Here is a 17774-nt window from a genome sequence, read left to right on the forward strand (position 1 = left end):
AAAGGTGTAGCCACCCTATTAAACGATTCATGTTTCCATAAATTACCAGATTACTCTCCAATCCTCCTTATCATTTGTTTATTTATCGTACTAGGACATACAGTGCTTACTAGAAACATCTGCTGCTACAGCTAAAACATTCGATTTCTCTAATCAAGTCCTCTGACACAATCCCTTGAAGCCCTTCTTCTGCCAAGTCCACAAAAGGTACTAATTTTAACCTCTTATTACCAGAACTTTGATCATGGGCCCTCCCACTCCCACCAGTAGCCCCTGTTAAATAGCTGTGATTGAATAATCATGAACCATATCAACTTCCCCCTCTTTAAAAGATTCTATATACTAAATAACCTAGAATATTGCAAAATATAGATAAGGACAATTATGGACACTTTTAATTATCTGGTAACTATTTTTAACACCATCAATATTAGGAAATATGGGAAACTAGAATGGAAAGCAGCTATCGTAACGGTGGAGCTTCAGACATTGGTTGAAAAAGGGGCAGCAGTTGTAATCTCTGATTTGTACGAGCAATCAGGAGAATTGGTCGGAAAAGAGTTGAGGGAAAATGGCAGATGTTCTGAAGAAAAATCCGTTAAAAATCTAGTAGCAGAAACGGTAAATAGATATAGGAAAGTCGATATGTAAAATGATCGACATAAATAAAGCTCCAGCTACCTACAGTAGTAGCTGGAGCTTTAAATCTAAAATCAACAAGACCAGGATTAAATTTCGAACGGAGGTTCAACACCTTCTTCTTCCATAATTCTCAATAGTCCGTCTAGAAGTTCCTGGCCATTATAGCCCTTTTTGTCAGCTTCTTCAACCCATAGCTTCCAAACATCTTTTACTGGTTTTATAAATCTTTTTAGTTCTTCTTCAGAAGGTTGAATGATTTCGCCTTTCTCCTTAACTTCTTTTTTAATTTTTTCATAGCTTTCTTTTTCTCCTTTAGAATAAGAAATATTAAGTAATTCCTCTAGATTTGGATTGAATGTTTCTTCGAATTTTTTTTGCAGCTCTGGAGACATGCTATTCCATTTATCAAGATTCATTACTACAGCTTGGGCAACAGTTGATATTGGTAAATTTGTTATAAATGGTCCAGGTTCATAGAACTTCTGAGAGTACGCGCCACCATATGCATAAACTGCAACATCTAGTGTTCCTCTTTCTAGAGAAGTATAAATATCTTCAATAGCAACAGAAACTGGAGAAGCCCCCCAACCACTAAGGAGCGGCAGCCATGAAGGCGCTTGCAGCTGTGTTTGCTTTCCTTTTAAGTCATCTACCGTGCGGATTGGTTCTTGACTAATAAGAACAGCAGGATCACTGGTGTAAATTCCCATTACCTTAATTCCTAATTTTTCTAAATCTTTGTTGATGTACTCATCTACAAATCTTTGGGCAATTTTTGCCTTTAATAAATGATCATCTGTGTTGATATATGCAAAAGGTAAATTTAGAACGGTTGTTTTAAATAATGGTGTATCCGGAAAGCCCTGACCAACAACAAAACCAATATCATATACACCGCCGCTTACGTCTTGGAGGACTGAAGAGGAAGGTCCTAATACAGCTCCGGGTTGGATATCAACTTCAACTAAACCGTCAGTCTCTTCTTTGACTGTTTCTGCCCAAGGTTCAGCAGCGAGAGCGTTAAGTGGATGTGTGGCGGGAACCGCCATTCCAAATATTAAATTAATTGGTTTTTGAGCGGATTCACCCGAGCTGTTTGCTGTTTCATTCCCACCGCAGGCTGCTAAAATTAACATAACTACTATGATAATAGAGGTTAAACTGTAAAAAGATAATTTGCTTCGTTTGATCATATAAGATTTCCTCCTGAAAAAAGGTGATTGATGTGTTATTGATTTTCTTTAGAAGTCCTCCAAAAGCGCTATCATATATACTCTATCTAACCCAATTAACTATTCGTAATTGATTTTATTGATTATGTTCTTTACCGAACCGTCCAAGCACTATCTACTGTTAAGACTTCACCATTAATAAATTTTGAATCATCCGAAGCAAGGAATAATGCTGAAGTAGCAATATCTTCTGGAACTCCACTATTAAATGGTCCAAGGTCAGAAAAAGCTTCCATTCCTATTTTGTCTATATGCGAAGGATCTTTTTTAGTCATTCCTGTTATGATAGACCCAGGAGCGATTGCATTAGCACGGATCTTTCCGTTGTTTCTGCCATAAAATGAGGCGATATGTCTGGTAAGACCAATGAGTGCATGTTTAGACATGGTATAAGCTGCCCCACCACGAGCACCAAGAAATCCAGCAATAGAAGAAACATTAATAATCGTTCCACCTGATTCTTGCTCTTTGAATACCTTAACAGCAGCACGTGATGCATAGAATGGACCGTTAACGTTAACGGCCATGACACGTTCAAATAATTCATTGGTGTAATTTTCAATGGATGTCAGGTCATCAGCAATTCCTGCAACATTTGCTAAAATGTCTAATTTACCAAATTCATCTAAAGCTTTCTTAATCATTGCCTCTACATCTGCTTCTTTTGAAACATCTGTTTTAATTGCAACTGCATGACCACCAGTAGATTTAATTTCTTCTAATGTTTCATTCAAGGAAACTTCATTAAATTCGGCTAAGACAACTTTAGCCCCTTCTTTCGCATACAATATTGAAGTAGCACGGCCCATGCCAGAACCAGCTCCGGTAACAATTGCAACTTTGCCTTCTAATTTACCCAAAATGAATTCCTCCAAAAATCCATAATAATTTTATTGACTCACATTGCATTAATTAAATATTGTCTCTTCGAAATTAGTTTTCTGAAAAATCACTAATTTCAAGAAAACCATTACTAGTACAAAACCTACGCTCCGTTTGGCTAACATATATGAGGAAGCTAAACGGAGCGTAGGTTTCTATAGTTTACAGATTTTAGGAGTCGATAAGTAGTTTTAGAAATTGTAATGCTGCTTCCACTCTAAATCTATTGATAAGTTAGATTTATACCAGTTATGAAATGCTAGATTCCATTTTCAATAATTTTTAAATCCTCAGCAGAAAGACCTAAATATTTAGCTGGGTTTTCAAATAATATTTTTCTCTTGAGATCAGGAGGAAGTTTATTAAAAGCTGACGTTGGAGAATCAAACTCCCAATGCGGATAATCACTTGTGAAAATCAACCGATCCGTTCCAACCATTTCAATTAATTGAAGGATATTGTTATGGTCCTGTACTGACTCGATAAATGGTTGTGTTCCAAACCAAAAATGTTCGCGAACATATTCACTTGGATAACGTTTCACCCATGGTGTTTCTAGGCGTAAAGCCTTCCAATGAGTATCCATTGTATACATCATATTAGGTGCCCAGCCAAAACCGCCTTCAACAAAAGCGACTTTAAGATCTGGAAACTTTTCAAAAACTCCTCCAAAAATCATACTCGCCATTTGAGCCTGATACGTTAAGCAATTAAGAGATTGATATTCACCGTAGTACTTCTGTGCACCCGTAGCATGATACTTATTTTGCCCACCAGGAAGTGACACATGGAAAGTACACACTAAGTTGTTACGGACTGCAGCTTCCCAAATCGGATCATAAAATTCATCTCCATATCCTCTGTGAGGTGAGTGAATAGCTAGACCGACTTGAACCATTTGAGGATGCCCTCCAACGCGATCAATTTCACGTGCGGCAGCCTTTGGATCGGCAGCAGCAATCGAAACTGACCCCTTGAAACGAGGATCCTTTGATAACCATTGGTCAATTAACCAATCATTTAACGCAGCTCCAATTGCAGAAGCCCAATGGTCCTGAGGTAAACTGTTAAGGCAAAAAGTACTATTCGGGTATAATACAGCCATATTTATACGGTGTTCTTCCATCAGTTGTTTCTGCAAAAATTCAATAGACGTTCCTGGATAACCACCATCTGGAGTCCAAGAATCTTTTCTTACTCCTCCATTTGCCACAATTGCATAACTGATATTCATAATTTGTCTAAATTGAGAGGCAGAGTGCGCAAAATTTTTCCAGTGTGGATCCATATATTCAATCAATTCATCAAAAGAACGTTCTTGAACATGAACATCACAATCAATCACTTTTAATGAATTACGCTTATTAGTTAATTGTTCTTCTACCATTTCCATAATATAACCTCCTAATTTGTATAAATATATAAATATGATTAGCCATTAATCTAAAAACAAATTACTTTTACTTTAGTTGTGAATATTTCTTGGTTTCTGCTAAATTAGTTAAATATCAATTAATACATCTTCTTCTGAAACTTCAATAGTATAAGTTTTTAATTTATATTTAGAATCAAATAGCGATTCACCAGTTGTTACATCAAACTCATAATGATGCCAAGGACAAGTGATTATCTGGCTATCTTTCCCATAACAATAATGACCTACTTCCGCTGTTGTTAAATTGGTTCCCTTTAGTGTTCCTTCACCCATTAATGCTGCTTGATGTGGACAGATGCCACTCACCGCATGAAAATCATCCCCATTTCTAACCAAAACAATTTGCCGATTTTTAATTTTAAACGTTTTCATTTCTCCCGATTCCAGGTTATCTACCTTACAAACCCATTGTTTCATTCTTGAATTACACCCCTTTATGGCAAAGCCATCAATTTTAGAAAAACGAGTTCCATACCAAAGTCAACAAACTCGTTTTTTATAATTCTCCAAATACTACTTAAATTCAGGTGGCTTTCCCCACCCATTTACCTCGATTATACTTCTAACAATCGCTCTGCTGCCAGGGTCACACAAATACCCGACAACATCTGCAACATCTTTAGGATGCATCCAATCTGTTGTGTCAGCTTCGCTTCCGCTTGCTAAATCTGTGAGAATGTTGCCTGGACATAGTGCTATAACTCGAATCCGGTATGGGTGACATTCATCAGCCAAACATTTGCTCATTCCAACAAGTGCGTGTTTAGTAGCTGCATAAGCTGAACGTCCACTGGTACCTCGTAATCCCCAAATTGAGGCGATATTAACAATAAGCCCATTATGATTCTCCATCATATTAGGGAGTACCTTTTGGCTTAATAAAAAGGCACCTCGGACATTAACCGCAAATGTTTGGTCCCATTCAGATATGCTGTAGTCTACGAAGGATTTTAATTTACCAATGCCAGCATTGTTAACCAGTACATCGATTGCACCTAGTTTACTAGATATGGCTTCGTATGCTCGGATCACATCCTCCTCTTTAGAAATATCCGCTACTTCTGCAGCACATAAAACGCCTAATCCTTGAATTTCTTTACAGGTTTTGTGAACATCTGGTGAGATATCACATAATCCTACAGCAATCCCTCTTTCGGCAAGAGTTAGGGCAATTTCACGCCCGATACCTCTAGCAGCACCAGTCACTAGTGCAACTTTATATATACTTTTTTCATTAGTTGACATAATTTCTTTCTCACCTCCTTGAAATACGAAACTTAATTCTGAAGTGCTATTGAGTATTTTTGAAAAAATCATAATATTTCGAAAATATTAAAGAGAGGAATACAATAGTTGGTTGACGATAAATATAAATTACTATATTTTTAGGAGCATGTATGTTTCAAAACTTAGTGAAAAGTAGGATTTATTGATCATTCTACATGTAAAGTAATCTTCATTTTTTATTGTAAGTTGAATCACTTTTCACTTAACATTTTTAAAAAATGCCTTTTACTCAACAATATAAAAGGTTTAATATAGCGCTTTCATAATCTTTGTAAAGATTAATTTATGAATTGACCTTCAACTATATTTTATTACAAAACTTTATGCAGTGTCAATTTTTACCAAGAAAATTTAAAATTATCTAAAAATACACAATATACCAACTAAGAATAAAGACCGGTGTTGTTTTTGCTAATCCAAAATTGCAGAAGTTGACGTTATTACCTGTCCGGAAATTGCCAAGTATAATGACCTCGTATATTAACTCCGTTGTCAAAGTATACCTAACTAACATATTTTAAAAAGGAAATCTTCGTAGAAGATTCCCTCCACTTTATTACCTCTTTTAATTATTTTGTCCATTTCAAAGTGCGTAGTTTGTTAAATAACCGCTTTTTTAGTTGGTATATTTAGTATATAAAATTCTATTTTTTCTTGCTTGATAATCAGAATGAACGGTAGTATTTTATTCCATTTTTTTTCATTTCAACAATCTCTCTACGGTGTAAAAGTAAGTCTAAATGCCCCGCTGTTTCATACACAACTAGGATTAATTGCTCTTTAACGGTTTTAGTAGAAAATAATTCGTTTACTATGTCAAAACCGCTTTTGTCGTTATCTTTTATAATATCTTTAATACGGGCTGCACGATCGTCGATATCGCTTAAACGCTCACTGACAAGTTCGGGTAAATTCGTTACTATAGAACCGTGGCCAGTTAGTACCGTACTGGTTAGGATATTAGCACATTTTTTTAAATTATCCATGTACTGGATCAATGGTTTTACCCTTTCTTGATTCCGGGAGAGTGGCGGTTCAATGGATGCGTTAGAAGAAATGTGTTTAATGATATGGTCTCCTGCAATCCATAATTGATCTTTTTTGCGGTAGAGAGAAATATGGCTTTGTGCATGACCTTTTGTTTCAATGATTTGCCACTCGGACAATCCTGGAATGCTATCTCCTTCATTTAGTTCCAAAGTCAGTTCTACGTTATGACATGATAATGGCTGCAAATTATCGAAAAACTCTTTACCTGCTCCGCACAATTCAGCCGGTACACCAAATTCGCTGAGAAATTGCTGAAAAAATTCATGATGCCATTCCACAAACTGTATATCTGGCAACAACCATGGCCTGTTATTTGGATGACCCAATACAGGAACGGGATGCAATTCTAAAATTCGGTCTAATAGCCCAACATGATCAACATGATGATGTGTTAGCAATACCTGTTCAATATCATAAATTGTTAATTGACGTTCTTCTAAGGCTTTTATCAAGAGTTCCCAGTTTTTTTCTAAATTTGCCCCGGTATCAATGAGAGTTAGTTTTTCACCAAAAACTAAATACGTATTAACCCCGCCAACGGGTGAGCCTGTATCAAGTTCGATAAGATCAACACCCTGGTTGGTTATTTTGAACACATTAAGCCCTCCTATAGAAATAGTAAATGGGTAATCCTTATCATAATTATCGAAAAAGAAAAAATTAGGAGTTGTAGCTATAAAAACCCTTACCTGTTTTACAATTGCAGTTGTTCCATTCTTTAACGTCACTTCTAATGGCATGACTTCTTTATCCAATCGTCCTTCTTCTTGAGCTTTAAGTGCACGATTATGGTCTCTAATGAAAATTCATCTAACTGCCTACGGGTAAAGCCCCAGTTTTCTGCAATTCTTTCAGCAGATAGGCCTTGGTTGATAATTTCATAACGGGAGGTTAAGGTTTTATTCCAATCAACGTCTTGAAGAGATGATCCCATTGGAACACGGGTCATACTTTCAACTCCGCCCAGCAATCACAATATCCATGTCACACTCATAATTTTGCCTGAGCTGCAAAATGAATTGCCTGCTGCTGGCCAGAGCCACATTTGGCAATCTATTGTTGTTCCCGGAACATATGAATAGGGAAATCTGCTGTTAGAGCCAATATTATAAGTTTGTTCCCCAATGTGTGAGACACAACCTAATATTACATCTTGAACTAGACCTGAATCTATTCCGGCGCGATTCACTTATTCTCTTAGAACTTTAGCTTCTAAATCTTCCGGATGGAAAGTAAGAACTCCTTTTCGCTTTCCAACCGGTCTAACACCCGACAATTACAACTTCACGCATTTTGCTTCTTCCTAGTCTTCAGAACATTTTTAATGATGAGGGTATATAAGCTAAAGGAGTCATAGTATAGACTGCCAGAGAATTATTAAAGATTTTATAGTCCTATTCTCTTCGCAATAATTGTTTTCATAATTTCATTTGTTCCTGCATAAATAGAAAGTGCTTGAACGTCTCTAAATCTTCTTGCAATCTCATACTCTTCCATAAATCCATATCCGCCATGGAGTTGTAAACACCGAGCTGCTACTTTTTTCGTCAGATCCGTTGTCCACCACTTTGCCATAGATACTTGAGTCACTACATCTTTTTTCTCCATATGGTTAACAATTAAATCATCGACAAATGTTCTAGCAATTTGGATTTCTGTAGCCATTTCAGCAATTTTAAATTGGGTATTTTGAAGCTTGCTGATCGTTTTACCGAAAGCTTCTCTTTGTGTTACATAATCAATGGTAATTTCCAGCATTTTTTCAGATGTTGCAACAGCACCGACAGCTACAAGCAAGCGCTCCTGTTGTAGCTTTTCCATTAAATAGTAGAAGCCTTTTCCTTCCTCACCTAATAAATTTGCAGCTGGTACGCGCGCATCTTCAAAAATGAGTTCAGATGTATCAGAAGAATGCTGACCTACCTTTTCTAACTGTCTTCCTTTCTTAAATCCAGGAGTATCTTTTTCTACTACAATTAAACTAATTCCCTTATGAACCGGATCAGCTTTTAGATCCGTTTTACATGCAACAATAAACAAATCTCCAATAACACCACTAGTGATGAACGTTTTTTCGCCGTTTAAGATGTAGTAATCTCCATCTCTAACAGCTGTTGTTCTTAGGCTTGCAAGGTCAGAACCTCCGCCTGGTTCCGTCATGGCAATTCCTGTAATAATGTCCCCAGTTAAACAGCCAGGAATCCAGCGTTGCTTTTGTTCCTCATTTCCAAATGTATTGATGTATGGAACAACAATATCGTTATGGTTATTAATTCCTACTAGGCCTCCGCCCACTCTTTCTAATTCTTCGTTAATAATAACAGAAAAACCAAAATCAGCATTGACACCGCCGTATTTTTCATCAACCCATGGAGCAAGGAATCCTTGTTCACCCATTTTATTCCAAAAAGAACGCGGTACAAGTTTGTCTCTTTCCCACTGTTCAAAATTTGGTAAAGCTTCCTTTTCTAAAAACTTTCTTAATGCACTTCTGAAAATATTATGATCTTCTGTTAAGTATGACCGACTCATTATTCTACTCATTATTCCACTCCTTATCATTTTTTATGTTCTTAATCTATGACTCTATCTCTTTAGAATTGTTACACAAGAGTTTCCACCAGCACCTTCACTATGGCTAAGGGCAACCTTTGCTCCTTCTACTTGATTCGGACCGGACATTCCTCTTAACTGACGTGTAATTTCACAAATTTGGCCAAGAGAGGATGCTCCCACAGGTTCACCTCTTGAAAGGATTCCCCCACTCACATTTATCGGAATTCTACCGTCGATTGATGTTTCACCTTTTTGGGCACGTGAGCCGCCTTCGCCAATTGGGCAGAAACCAAGACGCTCAGAATAAATGATTTCTGATCCTGCATCTACATCTTGAATTTCAGCAACATCAATGTCTTCAGGTCCTACCCCGGCCATCTTGTAGGCAGATTGTGCAGCCCGTTCAGCTAGTGTTGGATAAGATGTTTTTGTTGGTGCTGATAAAGCGGGAACGAACATATCCCCTCTTTTTCTAGTTTCCAAGACTGAAGCGGCAATCGTGACATAATTTTTTGTGAATTTTTTAGCCGTTTTCTCACTACAAATAACAGCCGCTGCTCCTCCATCATTAGGCGCACATAGCATATAAAGCGTTAAAGGATCCGAAACCATTCTGGCATTTAATATTTCTTCAATCGATAGTTCCTTTCTATACATCGCAAATGGATTGTGGACAGCATATTTATGACTTTTATAAGTTATGTGAGCCAATTGCTCACGAGTTGTGCCATATTCAACCATGTGTTCATGAATGCTTAACGCAAAATACAATGGGTTTACTCCTAATCCAGTTGATTCCTGCCAAGGGTGCCATCCAGCTCCATGGAGGAAACCTCTTGGACTTTTTTCAAAGCCCACAACAAGAACAATATCGTAAACTTCTGATTTGACGGCTTGGTAGGCAAGGCGTAGGGCTGATGCACCGCTTGCACAGGCATTTTCTACATTAACAATCGGGATTCCCGGTAAGCCCAGCCTTTCCAACACGTTGTGACCAGATGATGAAACCTCATAAACATTGGCACAAAAGGCTGCCTGGACATCTTTGATTGTCATGTTGGCATCTTTCAAAGCACGCATTGCAGCTACAGCACCTAAGTCTCGGTAACTCTTATCATTAAATCTGCCAAACTCATGCATACCGATTCCGGCAATAGCGACCTCATCCATTAAATTCCCTCCTTTTATTTTGACGGTTTATATTTGTAGGTTACATATTCTTTTTCATCATCAGCGAAGGCTGTATTAATAATTACTTCTACTTCCATATTAGGAACCAAGCTCTCAACCGTATTCTCAGTTGTTAATCCTATAATTCTAATCCCTTCAGGAAATTCTACGATTCCAACTGTATATGGGATAGTCCCTTTAAAGCCCGGCGGTGGTGCAGTGATCTCTGTAAAACTTTTTAATTTTCCTTTCGAGGTAAGAGTGGTTGTTTCCATTGTTTCTGTACAGCATTCTGGGCAGTAGTCTTGCGTTGGGAAAACCAATTCTCCGCAAGTTGAACATTTAGAAACAATCAAACCATGAGGTTCTTCCGGCCAATTAAAGAGACCTGCTTGAACAGGTACCCTTTCATTAGAGTTCTCCAAGTTTCATTCCTCCCTTTAAGAATTTTGTAATGAATACGAACATACGTAAATGATTAGGGTCTGTCATATTCATATGTCTACTCAATAAGTGAATCACCTTTCAACTATAACAATAAAGATATTTAAAATATTTATCAATTTAATTATTTAATTTGACAGATAATTTGACAGAATAGAAGAGAGGAAACTCTCATTGCCTGCTCTTCTACTTTTAAATTTGTAAAAGTTAGTCGTTTTTAACGAATATTTCTTACATATTATATGGCAGCCATAGTGCAATCGAAGGAAACATAACCAAGAGGACTAGCAAGACCAATATTGGGACAATAAAACGCGCTGCACCTTTAAAAATATCCTCTAATTTCAAGTCAGGGACAGCACCCTTTAAAACAAAGCAATTCATTCCAACTGGAGGTGTAATGAGGGCCAACTCAATAATAACTACGATCCAAACTCCGAACCAAATTAAATCAAACCCTAATGCTTGGATGATTGGGGAAATAATCGGAATTGTTATAACAATCATTGCCAAGGAATCCATAACAGCTCCCAGTATAAAATACATAATTAAAATCATTAACATGATGACCCACCAAGGAACATCCAAAGATGAAATAAAAGATGCTAATACTTCTGGCAAGCCTGTTAATGCAAGAAAATAATTGAGAACAAAGGCCCCGATGATAATCGCAAAGATAAATCCAGTTGTTTTTACTGTTCTCTCTAATGCAAGAACCAATGTCTTAAAGGTTAACTTTCTTTTGATAAAAGCAAGAATTACTGAAACAGCTGCTCCAATTCCGGCCGCTTCAGTAGGGCTAAACCATCCTGCATACATACCGCCAATTACGATTGCAAATAAAACGATAATCCATATGGTTGATTTTATAGACAAGAATCTCTCTTTCCAGCTATATTTAATTGGATTATCTGGGGCTAAGGCAGGCTGAAACCTAACCGAAATATAAATCGTTATAATGAATAGCAAGGTTAAGATAATCCCTGGCATAATTCCAGCAATCAGCAACTTTCCGATGGATTGTTCCGTTAAAATTCCATAGATAATGAAGGCTCCACTAGGAGGTATTAATATACCAAGTGTTCCACCTGCAGCAATGGTACCGCTGCTAAATTTGTCATTATAGCCTGAACTTCTCATTTCTTTGGAAGCAATAACACCCATTGTGCCAGTAGATGCAACGCTTGATCCTGAAGCTGCTGCAAATAAGGCCGAAGCTCCGATGGTGGAGGTTGCTAAGCCTCCTTTAAAATGTCCAAGCCATTTTCTAAATGTATCATATAAATCTGTACTGATACCCGAAATAAACAACAGTTCACCCATTAATAGAAACATTGGGATAGTACTAAACGTGTAACTGAAGCTGTGTGTCCAAATGATTGATTCCAAGGCTGCTTCTATTGAGGCCCAACCACGGATGTATAGTACCCCTAAAAGCCCTGGTACTATAAGAGAAATGGCAATTGGAACTCTTAGAAACATCAATACAAACATTAATATAATTCCTAAAAGTCCTAAAACCTCAACTGACATTTTTGTCACTCCCTTCACTTTGTTGGTATATTTTCCCTGAAAACAATTCAATACTGCTATAGATAATTTTTAAAATGGACTCTAATCCCCACATATAAAATCCAATTCCTAATAAGAACTGAAATGGGTAGTGAGGGATGTGCAGTATAGATGTACTAACTAAAAATGTTGAGAGAGCATTTAGACCAGCGTTAAATTGTATTGTTCCAACTACGATACAGATTGTTGCAACTAGAATGTAGGATAAAATACCCAACAATGTTTGTGTTTTTCTGCTAAAACGTTCCACCAACAAATCAACTTTCACATGTGCATCAACCCGTTCTGAATAACCAAATCCTAATGCAACCAAGACAACCATCATTAATTGTACTAATTCATAATCGCCTACGATTGGTGTATTAAAAACACCTCTGGATATTACGGTAAAGGCAACTACCACCATCATGAGGAAAAGGGTGATAAGCGCCCCCCATTTTGTAATAGTTGTAAGCCCTTTTATTATCTTAGCTAGATATTGCATTTTCCCACCTCTATTCAATAAATGGTCATTCTCTTGAATTTTTCACTACAAGAAATTGCTTATAGGTTTTTTGATTCATATTCCTCAAGGCAAAAGATTGTGCCTTTAATCTAAAAAATCAATTCAAATGACTACACTTCGGACGGAGGTTCAACTCCTTCTTCTTCCATTATGCGCAGGAAACCATCCATTAGTTTTTTGCGGTTATAGCTTTTTTGTTTGCTTCTTCAATCCATTACTTCCAGACATCCTTAGCAGGTTCCATAAACCTTTTTACTTCATCTTCAGAAGGCTGGATGATTTCACCTTTACCTGCATCTTCTTGACCGTTTCCACCCAAAGTTAAGCTGCAAGTTTATTAATTGGATGTGCAGCAGGGACCGCCCTTCAAGATTAAATCAAAAGTTTCTTGTGCTGATTGCTTCCCACTGTCTGTTCCATTGCCGCTATTTGTTGTTTCATTCCCTCCGCAAATAGTAGGTTGGGTTTTTCGGCTCTATTTATTATTTATTGCCATTGTTTTTCACTAGAATAATTAAATATCAAATGGAGGCTCAACGCCCTCTTCTTCCATGATTTTTAGGAATCCATCCATTAATGCTTGACCGTCATAGCCTTTGCTATTAGCTTCTTCGATCCATTGCTTCCAAACACCTTCTGCAGGTGCCATAAAGCTTTCAACAGCATCAGCGGTGGGATCGATGACTTCTCCTTTTCCTTTAATTTCTGCAGCAAGCTTGTCTACTGCATCATTCATGGTGCTGAGGAAGCTTCCTTGCCATAATTCCATTAGCTTTGGAGCATACTCCTCATCTATTCTCTTCTGTAATTCTGGGGATAAGCTATTGTATTTATCAATGTTCATCATTGCAATCGCAGAAACGCCTGATATTGGAATGTTTGTAAAATATGGTGCAGGCTCGTAAATCTTTGTAGAATATGCACCTGCAGTCGCATATAAACTTACATCTAATGTACCTCGGTCAAGAGAAGTGTATAGATCTTCAATTGTTACTGAAACTGGTATGCCGCCCCATTCTTTAATAATTGGGGCCCAGTTAGCTCCTTGTTGGAGAATTTTCTTGCCCTTTAAGTCTTCAGCTGATTTAATTGGCTCTGTACTAAAAATTGCTAATGGGTCGCTGGAATAGACCCCCAGTAGTTTTATGCCCATTTTTCCAAATTCATCTTTTACAAATTCATCAACAAAACGTTGTGCAACTTTCACCTTTTTTTCGTAATGGTCCTCTGCGTTTACAAAGGCAAATGGTAAATCAAGTACTGTCATTTTGAACAATGGAGTATCAGGATAGTATTGAGCAACCGTGTACCCAATATCATACACTCCTCCACTAACATCTTGAAGTGTTGACTGTGATCCTCCTAACACTGATCCACCCTGAACAGCAACCTTTATAAGACCTTCAGTCTCTTCTTCAACTAATTTTGCCCAAGGCTCAAATGCATTGATTTGAGTATGGTGAGTCTCTGGTGTCCAAGAACCAAACTTTAATTCCACGGGCTTTTGCTCTTCAGTTGCTTGATTTTTGCTGCTGGTTGTCTCGTTTCCACCGCATGCCGCTAAAGCAAAGGACATGATGACTATCGTATTAATTGAAAAAAATGATTTAAGTTTCTTCTTCATATTGTGTTTTCCCCCCTTAATAACTCCATAAAATCTTGTATTTCTTCCTCTGAAGGATTGATAACTTCACCTTTACCTTCAACCTCTTTTGTAATTTTTTCGATGCTTAATTCTCTTGAATTTGCAAAACTGACGTTAACTAATCCAGATATTTTAGGTTAAAGTTTTCTGCTTGAAAATCAGGTAATAGACTATTAAATTTTTCTAGATTTATCATCAAATAAGAGGTGAGTCCAGAGATTGGGGGATTTGTAATATATGGTGCAGGTTCAGGCAGCTTTTGTCGCAATTGTAAAATAACATAGAAGTATTTTAAGGTTCTATTTCATAAAATGTCCTCCCAGTTTATTTGAATTTTGGTATGGTAGTTTTCCAAGCCAATTACCTCAATAGTGGTTCCAACAATTGCCTTACATTCAGTTATATAGTTACCTACAACATCTGTAGTTTCTTTAGGGGACAGTAAGATGGACTGCTGATATCCTTGTAAGTTTGTAAAAACAATTCAGGAAGTGTGCTTTACACTTTTTAACTGACAACATGATTGTTTTAATAAACCCTTGATCTTAGGTAGCGAGTGCACCTCCATCAATGGCTAGGGCATGTCCTGTAATATGGGTTGCAAAATCAGATCCAAGAAAAAGAACATTTTGTGCAATCTCTTGTACTTCAGCATACCTTCCATCCGGAATCGCCTTTGCTCGTTCTGAAACGACTGCTTCGGGATTGGATGAAGAAATTCCTTTTTCAATTGAGCGCATCATGCGGGTATTTACTGCACCAGGACAAATTGCATTAACCCGTATTCTTTTACGGGCTACCTCCAGGGCAGCTGTTTTTGTCATTCCGATTACGGCATGCTTGCTTGCTGTATATGCAATAAATCCAGGGGCACCTATTTTTCCTGCAACAGATGCAGTGTTTATGATCGCTCCGAATCCTTGTCTGACCATTTCTGGTAAAACAAACTTTAGTCCTAAAAAGACTCCTTTAACATTTATATCCATCACTTTATCAAAAACATCCTCTGGATAATCGGATATAGGTGTAACGACCCCCTCCCAACCTGCGTTATTAGCAAAGACATCAATCCTGCCAAACCGGGTCATTGATTGCTTAACATAGTTTTCTACATCAGAAGCAATAGAAACATCTGCATGGATAAAAATGCTTTTAGCTCCTTCTTTATTAACCAAAGATATGGTTTCTTCACCTGCATTTTGATCAATATCTACGCAAACGACAGAAGCACCTGCTTTCGCAAACTCTAAGCATATTGCACGACCAATTCCAGATCCCCCTCCGGTGACTAACGCCACTTTACCTGTAAAATCAATTTTCACTAGAATGCCTCCCTTTCTTAAAAAGAATTTTAACCACTATCTAGATTATTTCTATAAAATAGCGAATCATCAAATCAGCTAGTTTTGTGGTGGCTGAATGTGTCGGATATAGTCGATCACCCTCGTTTTTAAGATTAATAAACTAGTGTAGAATGCTGTTTAAGCACTATAACCACCGTCTACATTAATAATTTGACCACTTACATAGCTAGATGCATCAGATACAAGGAAATCCACTACATCTGCAATTTCTCGCGGCAATCCTCTTCGGGATAATGGAGTTTGTTCGAGATAGCTTGTAACTAAATTTCGTGTGATGTCATCAATGTCATAATTTTTATGTATACTGTAAGATTCGATAACCCCTGGTGCTACTCCATTGACCCGAATTCCATCAGGACCAAATTCACGTGCAGCCATACGAAGGAGACCTTCAACAGCCATTTTTGGTATTGATGACATTCCATCATATTCAATTGTTCGGTTGATCGCACTTGTAAGGAAAAGGACCACCGATCCTCCGCCCTGTTCCTGGAGCATTGGAATTCCACGCTTTAAAATATTAAAGCTGCCTATCGCATCTGTTTCCATAATGTAGCGAACAGCATGATCATCCATGTCTGTAATTTTTTTAATTCTAAAAGCAGTACCAGTAGCAGATACGATGGAATCAATTCCGCCCCATTGCTCTTTTACTAAGGAGAAAAATGAGCTGACTGATTCACCATCGGTGATATCCACATGGCCAATTTCAGCTCTACCGCCTGCATCACGGATTGCTTTGGCGGTTGCCTCTGCTTTTTCCTGATTGCTTCTAAACCCAATGGTAATGGCAGCATTCTCTGCAAGCTTCAACGAAATGGTATCGCCAAGCGCACCGCTTCCTCCAAAAATTGCAATCCGTTTTTGTTTTTTACTATCTTCCATGTGTTCTTTCATTTCTACTTCACCTCTAAATATGTTTTAAATAAATTTAATTTTCAGTAAATTATTTTCACATTTCTATTTTAAGAAATAAGCTGAATTGGATAGATAGTAAATTATTAAAATACGAACAGAAAGATACGAAGGATCAGAAATCATTAAACAGCTCAAGAAGCGACCTAGAGGAAATCCAGGTTATGGAAACAGCTTTATTCCTCTAGCATCTATTTAAGTTTAACGCTTCATAATACCGAATTTAATGAAATCCATTAACTCATCGATTAATTCGTCATCAACTTCCCTTTTATCCCATATCACCCATTTTAATCCGATGTAATTCGTAATCCCCATGAAACAATAGACTAACATTTCAGCGTCAAGCTTTCTAATTTCACCCTTTTCTATTGATTCCTCAAGACGTGATATATATGACTTTGTGAATTTTTCAAATATTTGGCGGTGGAGCTTTTTATCTACAAATTCAGCCTGAGGAAATAAACTATACCAGTAGGGCCGCTCTTTGAGGAATTCGAATAGTGCCTTTATTCCCTCTCTTTCCATTTGGATTCTGTCCGAGATTTCGGAGGTGCGTTTTTTAAGTAGACCGGTAAGTTCACTTTGCATATCCCAAAGCAGCGCTTCAAATATTTGATATTTGGATTCAAAGTAGGTATAAAAATTCCCTAGCGATACCCCTGCGTTTTGGGTGATTTCGACTATACTGCTTTGATGGTACCCGTTTTTTCCAAATATATATTCCGCAGAACGCAGGAGCTTATTCCTGGTTTGAATACCTCTGTTTGTTTTTGGCATTAAATGGTCGTTCGACATTTAAGGTCACTCCTTAAAATTCAAAAATTATAAATGAATCATGTTTCAATTATAATTATAGAGAAATGCCCCAAACAACTCAACAAAAAGATCATTAAGCGCTTTCATAAATCCAGAAAAATGATATTTGAATTGCTTTTTATCTTTGATTTTATTGTGAAAATTCAAAATCGTTTAAAACCTTAATAGTCTTCATTAAAAGTTTACTTTGTTTTAAGGTGTCCTTTACCATCTAGTTAATCTATAAAAATATATGATTAAGGAAAATCCGAACTTT

Annotated in this window: 17 protein-coding genes; 1 reads left to right on the forward strand and 16 read right to left on the reverse strand. The window is 37.3% G+C overall.

What is annotated here, in order from left to right:
• Positions 1-384 precede the first annotated feature (384 nt).
• Complete coding sequence (locus tag AC503W_RS10910) at positions 385-651, forward strand: SDR family oxidoreductase (RefSeq protein WP_427688762.1); 267 nt, start codon at positions 385-387, stop codon at positions 649-651.
• Between the two features lie 77 nt (positions 652-728).
• Here AC503W_RS10910 and AC503W_RS10915 read toward each other — a convergent pair whose 3' ends face one another.
• The 16 genes from AC503W_RS10915 to AC503W_RS10990 form a co-directional block, all read right to left on the reverse strand.
• Positions 729-1835 carry a TRAP transporter substrate-binding protein gene (locus AC503W_RS10915; protein WP_427688764.1) on the reverse strand — a complete coding sequence of 369 codons (1107 nt, stop codon included), beginning with the start codon at positions 1833-1835 and terminating at the stop codon, positions 729-731.
• 131 nt (positions 1836-1966) lie between these two features.
• Positions 1967-2734 (reverse strand): SDR family NAD(P)-dependent oxidoreductase, encoded by a 768-nt coding sequence (locus AC503W_RS10920; protein ID WP_427688766.1) that lies wholly within the window; start codon positions 2732-2734, stop codon positions 1967-1969.
• 281 nt (positions 2735-3015) lie between these two features.
• Positions 3016-4149, reverse strand: coding sequence for an amidohydrolase family protein (locus AC503W_RS10925; RefSeq protein WP_427688768.1), 1134 nt, complete (start codon positions 4147-4149; stop codon positions 3016-3018).
• A gap of 108 nt (positions 4150-4257) precedes the next feature.
• Entirely contained in the window at positions 4258-4608 is a 351-nt protein-coding gene (locus AC503W_RS10930) for a Rieske (2Fe-2S) protein (protein WP_427688770.1), read from the reverse strand.
• A 96-nt stretch (positions 4609-4704) separates the two neighbouring features.
• Positions 4705-5436, reverse strand: coding sequence for an SDR family NAD(P)-dependent oxidoreductase (locus AC503W_RS10935; RefSeq protein WP_427688772.1), 732 nt, complete (start codon positions 5434-5436; stop codon positions 4705-4707).
• 707 nt (positions 5437-6143) lie between these two features.
• Positions 6144-7283 (reverse strand): MBL fold metallo-hydrolase, encoded by a 1140-nt coding sequence (locus AC503W_RS10940; RefSeq protein WP_427688774.1) that lies wholly within the window; start codon positions 7281-7283, stop codon positions 6144-6146.
• Positions 7259-7477, reverse strand: coding sequence for a hypothetical protein (locus tag AC503W_RS10945; protein WP_427688776.1), 219 nt, complete (start codon positions 7475-7477; stop codon positions 7259-7261). Before AC503W_RS10945 ends, AC503W_RS10940 begins: the two co-directional genes overlap by 25 nt.
• A 437-nt stretch (positions 7478-7914) precedes the next feature.
• Complete coding sequence (locus AC503W_RS10950) at positions 7915-9060, reverse strand: acyl-CoA dehydrogenase family protein (RefSeq protein ID WP_427688858.1); 1146 nt, start codon at positions 9058-9060, stop codon at positions 7915-7917.
• Positions 9061-9114: 54 nt separating this feature from the next.
• Positions 9115-10254 carry a thiolase family protein gene (locus tag AC503W_RS10955; protein WP_427688778.1) on the reverse strand — a complete coding sequence of 380 codons (1140 nt, stop codon included), beginning with the start codon at positions 10252-10254 and terminating at the stop codon, positions 9115-9117.
• Between the two features lie 14 nt (positions 10255-10268).
• Entirely contained in the window at positions 10269-10679 is a 411-nt protein-coding gene (locus AC503W_RS10960; protein ID WP_427688780.1) for a Zn-ribbon domain-containing OB-fold protein, read from the reverse strand.
• Positions 10680-10929: 250 nt separating this feature from the next.
• Positions 10930-12231 (reverse strand): TRAP transporter large permease, encoded by a 1302-nt coding sequence (locus AC503W_RS10965; RefSeq protein ID WP_427688782.1) that lies wholly within the window; start codon positions 12229-12231, stop codon positions 10930-10932.
• Positions 12221-12754, reverse strand: a complete 534-nt coding sequence (locus AC503W_RS10970) for a TRAP transporter small permease subunit (RefSeq protein WP_427688783.1) — start codon at positions 12752-12754, stop codon at positions 12221-12223. The genes AC503W_RS10965 and AC503W_RS10970 overlap by 11 nt, the downstream gene beginning before the upstream one ends.
• A 535-nt stretch (positions 12755-13289) precedes the next feature.
• Positions 13290-14399: a TRAP transporter substrate-binding protein gene (locus tag AC503W_RS10975; protein ID WP_427688785.1), complete on the reverse strand. Its 1110-nt coding sequence runs from the start codon at positions 14397-14399 to the stop codon at positions 13290-13292.
• 566 nt (positions 14400-14965) lie between these two features.
• The gene (locus AC503W_RS10980; RefSeq protein WP_427688787.1) at positions 14966-15742 is read right to left on the reverse strand and encodes an SDR family NAD(P)-dependent oxidoreductase; all 777 of its coding nucleotides are present in this window, start codon (positions 15740-15742) and stop codon (positions 14966-14968) included.
• Positions 15743-15901: 159 nt separating this feature from the next.
• Positions 15902-16681 (reverse strand): SDR family NAD(P)-dependent oxidoreductase, encoded by a 780-nt coding sequence (locus tag AC503W_RS10985; RefSeq protein WP_427688789.1) that lies wholly within the window; start codon positions 16679-16681, stop codon positions 15902-15904.
• A gap of 219 nt (positions 16682-16900) precedes the next feature.
• Positions 16901-17497: a TetR/AcrR family transcriptional regulator gene (locus AC503W_RS10990; protein WP_427688791.1), complete on the reverse strand. Its 597-nt coding sequence runs from the start codon at positions 17495-17497 to the stop codon at positions 16901-16903.
• Between the last annotated feature and the right edge of the window lie 277 nt (positions 17498-17774).

The organism is Peribacillus suis (assembly GCF_059384845.1).

Excerpts from the sequence above, each read along its gene's own strand:
- AC503W_RS10910 (WP_427688762.1), top strand. The coding sequence starts at position 385 with ATGGACACTTTTAATTATCTGGTAACTATTTTTAACACCATCAATATT.
- AC503W_RS10915 (WP_427688764.1), bottom strand. The coding sequence starts at position 1,835 with ATGATCAAACGAAGCAAATTATCTTTTTACAGTTTAACCTCTATTATC.
- AC503W_RS10925 (WP_427688768.1), bottom strand. The coding sequence starts at position 4,149 with ATGGAAATGGTAGAAGAACAATTAACTAATAAGCGTAATTCATTAAAA.
- AC503W_RS10930 (WP_427688770.1), bottom strand. The coding sequence starts at position 4,608 with ATGAAACAATGGGTTTGTAAGGTAGATAACCTGGAATCGGGAGAAATG.
- AC503W_RS10935 (WP_427688772.1), bottom strand. The coding sequence starts at position 5,436 with ATGTCAACTAATGAAAAAAGTATATATAAAGTTGCACTAGTGACTGGT.
- AC503W_RS10945 (WP_427688776.1), bottom strand. The coding sequence starts at position 7,477 with ATGACCCGTGTTCCAATGGGATCATCTCTTCAAGACGTTGATTGGAAT.
- AC503W_RS10950 (WP_427688858.1), bottom strand. The coding sequence starts at position 9,060 with ATGAGTCGGTCATACTTAACAGAAGATCATAATATTTTCAGAAGTGCA.
- AC503W_RS10955 (WP_427688778.1), bottom strand. The coding sequence starts at position 10,254 with ATGGATGAGGTCGCTATTGCCGGAATCGGTATGCATGAGTTTGGCAGA.
- AC503W_RS10965 (WP_427688782.1), bottom strand. The coding sequence starts at position 12,231 with ATGTCAGTTGAGGTTTTAGGACTTTTAGGAATTATATTAATGTTTGTA.
- AC503W_RS10970 (WP_427688783.1), bottom strand. The coding sequence starts at position 12,754 with ATGCAATATCTAGCTAAGATAATAAAAGGGCTTACAACTATTACAAAA.
- AC503W_RS10975 (WP_427688785.1), bottom strand. The coding sequence starts at position 14,399 with ATGAAGAAGAAACTTAAATCATTTTTTTCAATTAATACGATAGTCATC.
- AC503W_RS10985 (WP_427688789.1), bottom strand. The coding sequence starts at position 16,681 with ATGAAAGAACACATGGAAGATAGTAAAAAACAAAAACGGATTGCAATT.
- AC503W_RS10990 (WP_427688791.1), bottom strand. The coding sequence starts at position 17,497 with ATGTCGAACGACCATTTAATGCCAAAAACAAACAGAGGTATTCAAACC.